This is a genomic window from Mesorhizobium sp. M7A.F.Ca.US.014.04.1.1 (genome assembly GCF_003998745.1).
Taxonomy (GTDB): Bacteria; Pseudomonadota; Alphaproteobacteria; order Rhizobiales; family Rhizobiaceae; genus Mesorhizobium; species Mesorhizobium ciceri.
This window is the reverse complement of record NZ_RZRW01000390.1, coordinates 1-5609: the sequence shown is the minus strand read 5'-3', so window position 1 is coordinate 5609 and position 5609 is coordinate 1. Positions and strand designations below refer to the sequence as shown.

Genomic DNA, 5609 nt, shown 5'->3' with positions numbered 1-5609 from the left:
TGCCGGGACCGCGCGCGCCGGAAAAAGTGTCGCCAAAAATCTGGCTGAAGATGTCGCTGTTGCCGTCGAACGGATCGCCACCGGGTCGACCGGAGCGGAATTCGAACCGCGAGCCGCCCGGACCTTGCTGCCGGCGAAAGCCGCCAAACGGATCGCCGCCACCGGCAGCGCCCTCAAAGCCCTGGAATCGCGGCTTGCCGTCAGCGTCGATCTCGCCGCGATCGAAAGCGGCGCGATTCTTTTCGTCGCCGACGATCTCGTAGGCCTGGTTGGCTGCGGCGAAACGGTCCTTCGCCTTTGGATCATTCGGATTCTGGTCCGGATGATGCTTTTTGGCGAGTTTCCGGTACGCCGACTTTATGTCTTTGGCCGATGCGTTCCTGGCAACGCCCAGCACCTCATAGGGGTCGCGCATGCTTACTGCCCTGGAGAAGAGTTGAGTCTCTGGTTGCCTCTTATATGCGCTCCCATAGGAAGAAATTCCAGTGCTGGAGCCGCATATCAGACGCGGAAAATCAGAGCGCCTTGAAGTCCTGCATGCGCCAGCCGCCGGCGCTGGCCAGGCACAGTTCGCCTTCGAACATGGCAACGCCGTCAAAGCTTTCGCGCGAGGCCTTGAAGCGGCGGCAGGTCTGGCCGTTGTCCTTCAATTCCGCCAGATCGGTGATGGAACCGCGCGAGCCGGTACCGGCATTGGCCCATGGGACGGCCTGCCCGCCGAGCTGCTCGATGTCGGCCGAGGAGACTGCATTGCCGATCGTCGTCTGGTCGGAGTCGCGATCCAGACTGGCCGGCGCGGCCGAGGCCGATGTGCTGCTGGTCAGGATCGAGCGGTCGACTTCGGGTTTTTCCAGGCTGAAGCCGCCGGCGCCACAAGCGGCAAGCGGCAAGGCGACCGCCACGATCGCGGCTTTCGCGCTGGCCGAAGCGATAACGCTCCATTGCCTGCTGTCAAAAGCTTGCGCGATAAGCGACAATCGGCAGCCTCCCCCTTGCTTCGTTAAGAATCTTGGCTTTGTAAGAATCTTCGTGACAATTTGAGAAAAACTATGAGTGACACTGAGTTAACAAGCGGTGACTTTACCGAGGCTGCCGAGCCGTTTCGCCTGTTTGCCGCATGGCTGGACGACGCCACGAAAAGCGAGCCGAACGACCCCAACGGCGTGGCTCTGGCGACCGTCGATGCCGACGGCATGCCGGATGTGCGCATGGTTTTGCTCAAGGGGTTCGATGAAAGCGGGTTTGTCTTCTACACGAATTTCGAGAGCGCCAAGGGCCAGGAGATTCTTGGCAGCATGAAGGCGGCGATGTGTTTCCATTGGAAATCACTGCGCCGCCAGGTACGCATTCGCGGACCGGTGGAGATCGTCAGCGACGCCGAAGCCGACGCCTACTATGCGACACGGCCGCGCGGCAGCCGCATCGGCGCATGGGCCTCGAAACAATCGCGGCCGCTGGAAAGCCGCTTTGCGCTGGAGAAGGCAGTGGCCGAATACACGGCACGCTACCCGATCGGCGAGATCCCGCGGCCAAAGCACTGGTCCGGCTTCCGAATCGTGCCCACGACAATCGAGTTCTGGCACGACAGGCCGTTCCGCCTGCACGACCGGCTCGTCTTCAGCCGCAACGCGAAAGGCGCCTGGGACAAGACGAGGCTTTATCCCTGAAGAAGAGGCTCAGGCCTTCTTTCTCGTCATGAACGCGGTGAGCGCGGCGCGCGCCTCATCGGACTTCAGGCGCTCGCGAAAATGCTCGCTTTCCTCGCCGATGCGGGCGACGAGGTCGTCGCGCGAGCCGCGCATCAGGTCGCGCGCGATCTTCAACGCCTGCGGCGGCTTGGCCGCGATCTGGCCGGCGGCCGCCAGCACCGAGGCCTCCAGTGCTGCTTCCTCGACCACCTCGTAGATCAGGCCGGCGGCCTTCGCCCGTTCAGCCGAAAAGCCCTCGCCGAGGCCGAGCAGCGCGAAGGCACCCTGCTGCCCGAGGATGCGCGGCGCCAAGAGGCTCGACCCCGCCTCGGGCACCAGGCCAAGGTCGACGAAAGGCGTCCTGAACACGGTGCGCGGCGTGGCGAAGGTCAGGTCGCAATGCAGGTTGAGCGTCGTGCCGATGCCGACCGCGATGCCGTCGACGCCGGAGACCATGGGTTTTTCGACCCTGGCCAGCGCCATCAGGAAGTCCCAGACTTCGGTGCCGCCGTCACCACCGGTGGCGATGATCATGAAGTCGGCAAGGTCGTTGCCTGAGGAGAAGGCGCCGGGCACGCCGAGAAAGACATGGACGCGGATCTCCGGGTCGGCGTCGCCTTCTGCCAGGCTTTTTGACATTTTCGCATACATGGCGCGCGTCAGCGCGTTCTTCTTGTCCGGCCGGTTCATGCGGATGATCTGGATGGCGCCCTGGCGCTCGACGAGGATATGGTCTGTCACGGTTCTTTCCTTGTGAACGTCAGGCGGAAATCAGCGTTTTTCCGGCAGCGGCGAGGCTTTCGGCGCCATCGATGACGCGCGCCCGCAAAGCGCTGACCTCGCCGAGCAGGTTTTCGGCGAAGAAGCGGCAAAGGGGAATACGGCCTTGGTCGGCAAGAGCGCCGCGCGCCAGATAGGCGCCGCCGGCGGCAAGCGAGATCAGCCTGAGATAGGGCGTCGCACCCGCCAGCGCCTCGTCCGCCCGGCCTTCGGCCGCCAGTTTCTGCAGGAAGCGGGTCGCTTCGCTGAGATCGCCAAGTGCCGCGTCGAGAGCGTCGGCGGTGCGGCCGAAACCCTGCAGGTTCGAGGTCCGCACCGCTGCGGCCATATCAGCCAGTTCGGCGATATAACCATGCACATGGTCGCCGCCGCCGAGCGGCAGCTTGCGCATCACCAGATCGATCGCCTGAATGCCGTTGGTGCCCTCGTAGATCGGGGCGATGCGCGAATCACGATAGAAGGCGGCCGCTCCCGTCTCCTCGATGAAGCCCATGCCGCCATGAACCTGGAGGCCGAGTGAGGCAACCTCGACGCCGATATCGGTCGAGAACGCCTTTGCCAGCGGCGTCAGCAGATTGGCGCGGTCGCGCCAGTGGGCCGCCTCGTCACCGGCGGAGACACCGGCCATGTCGATGGCGTGGGCACAGGAATAGCTGATGGCGCGCGCGGTTTGGGTCAGCGCCTTCATGGTCAGCAGGTTACGCTGGACATCGGGGTGATGGACGATCGGCGCCATACCCGTGCCAGTGTAGCTCGCGGCCTTGCCCTGCCGGCGTTCATTGGCATAGGCGATCGCCTTCTGCGTTGCGGCTTCCGCGACCGCTACCCCCTGCATGCCGACACAAAGCCGCGCATTGTTCATCATCGTGAACATGCAGGCGAGGCCCTTGTTCTCCTCGCCGATCAGCCAGCCGATAGCGCCGGGCTTGGCGCCCTGGAAACCATCGCCATAGATCATGGTGCAGGTCGGCGAGGCGTGGATGCCGAGCTTGTGCTCAAGTCCGGAACAGAAGACATCGTTGCGCGCGCCGAGCGCGCCATCGTCGCCGACCAGGATTTTCGGCACCAGGAACAGCGATATGCCGCGCGTGCCGGCCGGCGCATCCGGTAGCCGCGCCAGCACCAGATGGATGATGTTGTCGGTGAAATCGTGCTCGCCATAGGTGATGAAGATTTTCGGGCCGAAGATGCGGTAGCTGCCGTCACCCACCGGCTCCGCGCGGGCGCGCAAGGCGGCGAGGTCCGAACCGGCTTGCGGCTCGGTCAGGTTCATCGTGCCCATCCACTCGCCGGAGACGAGCTTTCCGAGATACTTTGCCTTGAGGTCTGTGGAGGCGTGTTTGTCGAGCGCTTCGACAGCGCCCATGGTCAGCGTCGGGCCGATGCCGAAGGCCATGGCGGCGGAGTTCCACATTTCGAGCGCGGCAACGCCAAGCATGGTCGGCAGCGCCTGGCCGCCATATTCCTCAGGCCCGGAGAGCGCGTTCCAGCCGCCATCGATCCAGCGGCGATAGAGTTCCTTCCAGCCGGGTGGTGTGGTGACGGCAGCGTCCTTCAGCACGGCACCTTGCCGATCGCCGATCGTGTAGAGCGGTGCGACCTCTTCAGTGGCGAAGCGGCCGGCCTCGCCAAGAACGGCATCGACCAGGTCATCGCCGAGATCGCCGAACCTGCCGGCATCGAGCGCCGATTTCATGCCGGCGACGTGCTTGAGCGTGAAGGCGATATCCTCGACCGGTGCCCTATACATGCCGCTTACTCCTTCCGATGCATCGGTCCTGCCGACCCTAGAGCCAGCGCCGCTGCAAAACCACCCGCCGTATCAGCGCTCTCCCATCTTCTTTTTACGTAAACGTCAAATTTTGTCACGCGGATTTTGCAATCGCGGCGGCGCGTATTAAGTTCAATCCATGCCGGATCAAGTCGACCGGCGACGGATCAGAACCAGCCAACCGGAACAGCCCATGCTTGCCAGACCCGACGCCTATCGCTGCATCGAATGCGGCCTGCCCTATCGAGCGGAGGGGTTCTGCTACCATGGCGGCAGACTGGACCACGGGGCCGCCTACTGGTCGGATCGCGGCATATTATGCTCGCCGCAATGCTCACTCGCCCACCACCGCAAACGCGCCGCCGAGGGCACGCTGCGGCAAGAGCCGGCTCCGGACCCGTTTGAATTCTAGCAGCTGATGCGTCGCCAGCTTTTCTGAAGTCAGCCCCGAAAGTACTTCCTTAACCATAGCCGTTCAGGATTTGTCTTTGATCAACGGGGATTCCCTGTTTTGAAAAGGACGGCGCGTCTCCTTCGCCGCTTGAAGAGTGTCGTGCCGACGCCCTTCAAGCCATTGTTTCCTCCGCATGTCGTTGCCCCAAAACCGCTGCACACTTTTGGGCGACATGCGCTGGCGCTTCTCGCCTTGGCGGCGACGATGGCGCTGTCCACGGCGGCAAAGGCTTCGGATTTTTCCGAACCCTGGAAGAACGCCGACCGCGCTTTGGTGGTCGATGCCTACGAATACAATTCCATCGGTTGGGCCCAACTCGCCACCGACAAGCGGGTCGTCGGCTTCATCAACAAGGCCTCCGACGGCATGCCGCCGCCCTATTTCTGCCTGGGCAACGACATTGAGGTGAAGCTTTGCAAGGCGCTGTGGAAACGCCATGCGGTGACGCGCGAACTGTTCCAGACGCGCCGGGTGGTGGCCAAGGCACTCGGCCTGAAATGGGGCGCCTATCACCTTGCCCGCCCGGGCAATCCGGTCGAACAGGCCAACAATTTCCTCGATTTCGCCGAGCCTGCGCCCGACGATCTCATGGCTCTCGACATTGAGGGCAATGATCCCTCGCAATGGATGTCGCTCGACGATGCCGAGGAGTTCGTCCGCCAGGTGCATCGGCGCATCGGCCGTTTCCCGGTGCTGTACACCAACGGCAAGACCGCCCAGTACATTGCCGACAACAGCTACCGATACCGGCTCCTGTCGCGGCTGCCGCTCTGGTATGCCCGCTATAAGTCCGACATCGACGTGCATTTTCCGATGGGCAACTGGCAAGGCTACGCACTGTGGCAGTTTTCGGCGCAAGCCAATTGCGGCCGTTTCCGCTGCCCTTACAGGGTTGCCGGCACGCCTAACGACATAG

7 protein-coding genes are annotated in these 5609 nt (G+C 63.2%); 3 read left to right on the top strand and 4 right to left on the bottom strand.

The features are described 5' to 3' along the window. On the bottom strand, positions 1–415 hold a 415-nt coding region (locus EOA22_RS22910), incomplete at its 3' end, for a DnaJ domain-containing protein (protein ID WP_164751625.1). Between the two features lie 100 nt (positions 416–515). Further along, positions 516–977: an RT0821/Lpp0805 family surface protein gene (locus EOA22_RS22905; RefSeq protein WP_127390234.1), complete on the bottom strand. Its 462-nt coding sequence runs from the start codon at positions 975–977 to the stop codon at positions 516–518. Between the two features lie 72 nt (positions 978–1049). Here EOA22_RS22905 and pdxH point away from each other — a divergent pair, with 72 nt between their 5' ends. Next, positions 1050–1667 (top strand): pyridoxamine 5'-phosphate oxidase, encoded by a 618-nt coding sequence (gene pdxH, locus EOA22_RS22900; RefSeq protein WP_063167664.1) that lies wholly within the window; start codon positions 1050–1052, stop codon positions 1665–1667. Positions 1668–1676: 9 nt separating this feature from the next. Here the strand turns inward: pdxH and EOA22_RS22895 are convergent, their stop codons facing one another. Together EOA22_RS22895 and EOA22_RS22890 are read right to left on the bottom strand one after the other, a co-directional pair. Beyond that, positions 1677–2429 carry a crotonase/enoyl-CoA hydratase family protein gene (locus tag EOA22_RS22895; RefSeq protein WP_063167663.1) on the bottom strand — a complete coding sequence of 251 codons (753 nt, stop codon included), beginning with the start codon at positions 2427–2429 and terminating at the stop codon, positions 1677–1679. A gap of 19 nt (positions 2430–2448) precedes the next feature. Then, a complete protein-coding gene (locus tag EOA22_RS22890) occupies positions 2449–4218 on the bottom strand; it encodes an acyl-CoA dehydrogenase (protein ID WP_127390233.1) in 1770 nt (589 codons plus the stop codon). A 214-nt stretch (positions 4219–4432) separates the two neighbouring features. Here EOA22_RS22890 and EOA22_RS22885 point away from each other — a divergent pair, with 214 nt between their 5' ends. Continuing rightward, positions 4433–4651 (top strand): hypothetical protein, encoded by a 219-nt coding sequence (locus EOA22_RS22885; protein WP_013532811.1) that lies wholly within the window; start codon positions 4433–4435, stop codon positions 4649–4651. Between the two features lie 246 nt (positions 4652–4897). Beyond that, positions 4898–5609 (top strand): GH25 family lysozyme (locus EOA22_RS22880; RefSeq protein ID WP_281040780.1); only part of this gene is annotated, 712 nt, incomplete at its 3' end.

Coding starts and splice junctions, on each gene's coding strand:
- pdxH (WP_063167664.1), top strand. CDS start 1,050: ATGAGTGACACTGAGTTAACAAGCGGTGACTTTACCGAGGCTGCCGAG.
- EOA22_RS22890 (WP_127390233.1), bottom strand. CDS start 4,218: ATGTATAGGGCACCGGTCGAGGATATCGCCTTCACGCTCAAGCACGTC.
- EOA22_RS22885 (WP_013532811.1), top strand. CDS start 4,433: ATGCTTGCCAGACCCGACGCCTATCGCTGCATCGAATGCGGCCTGCCC.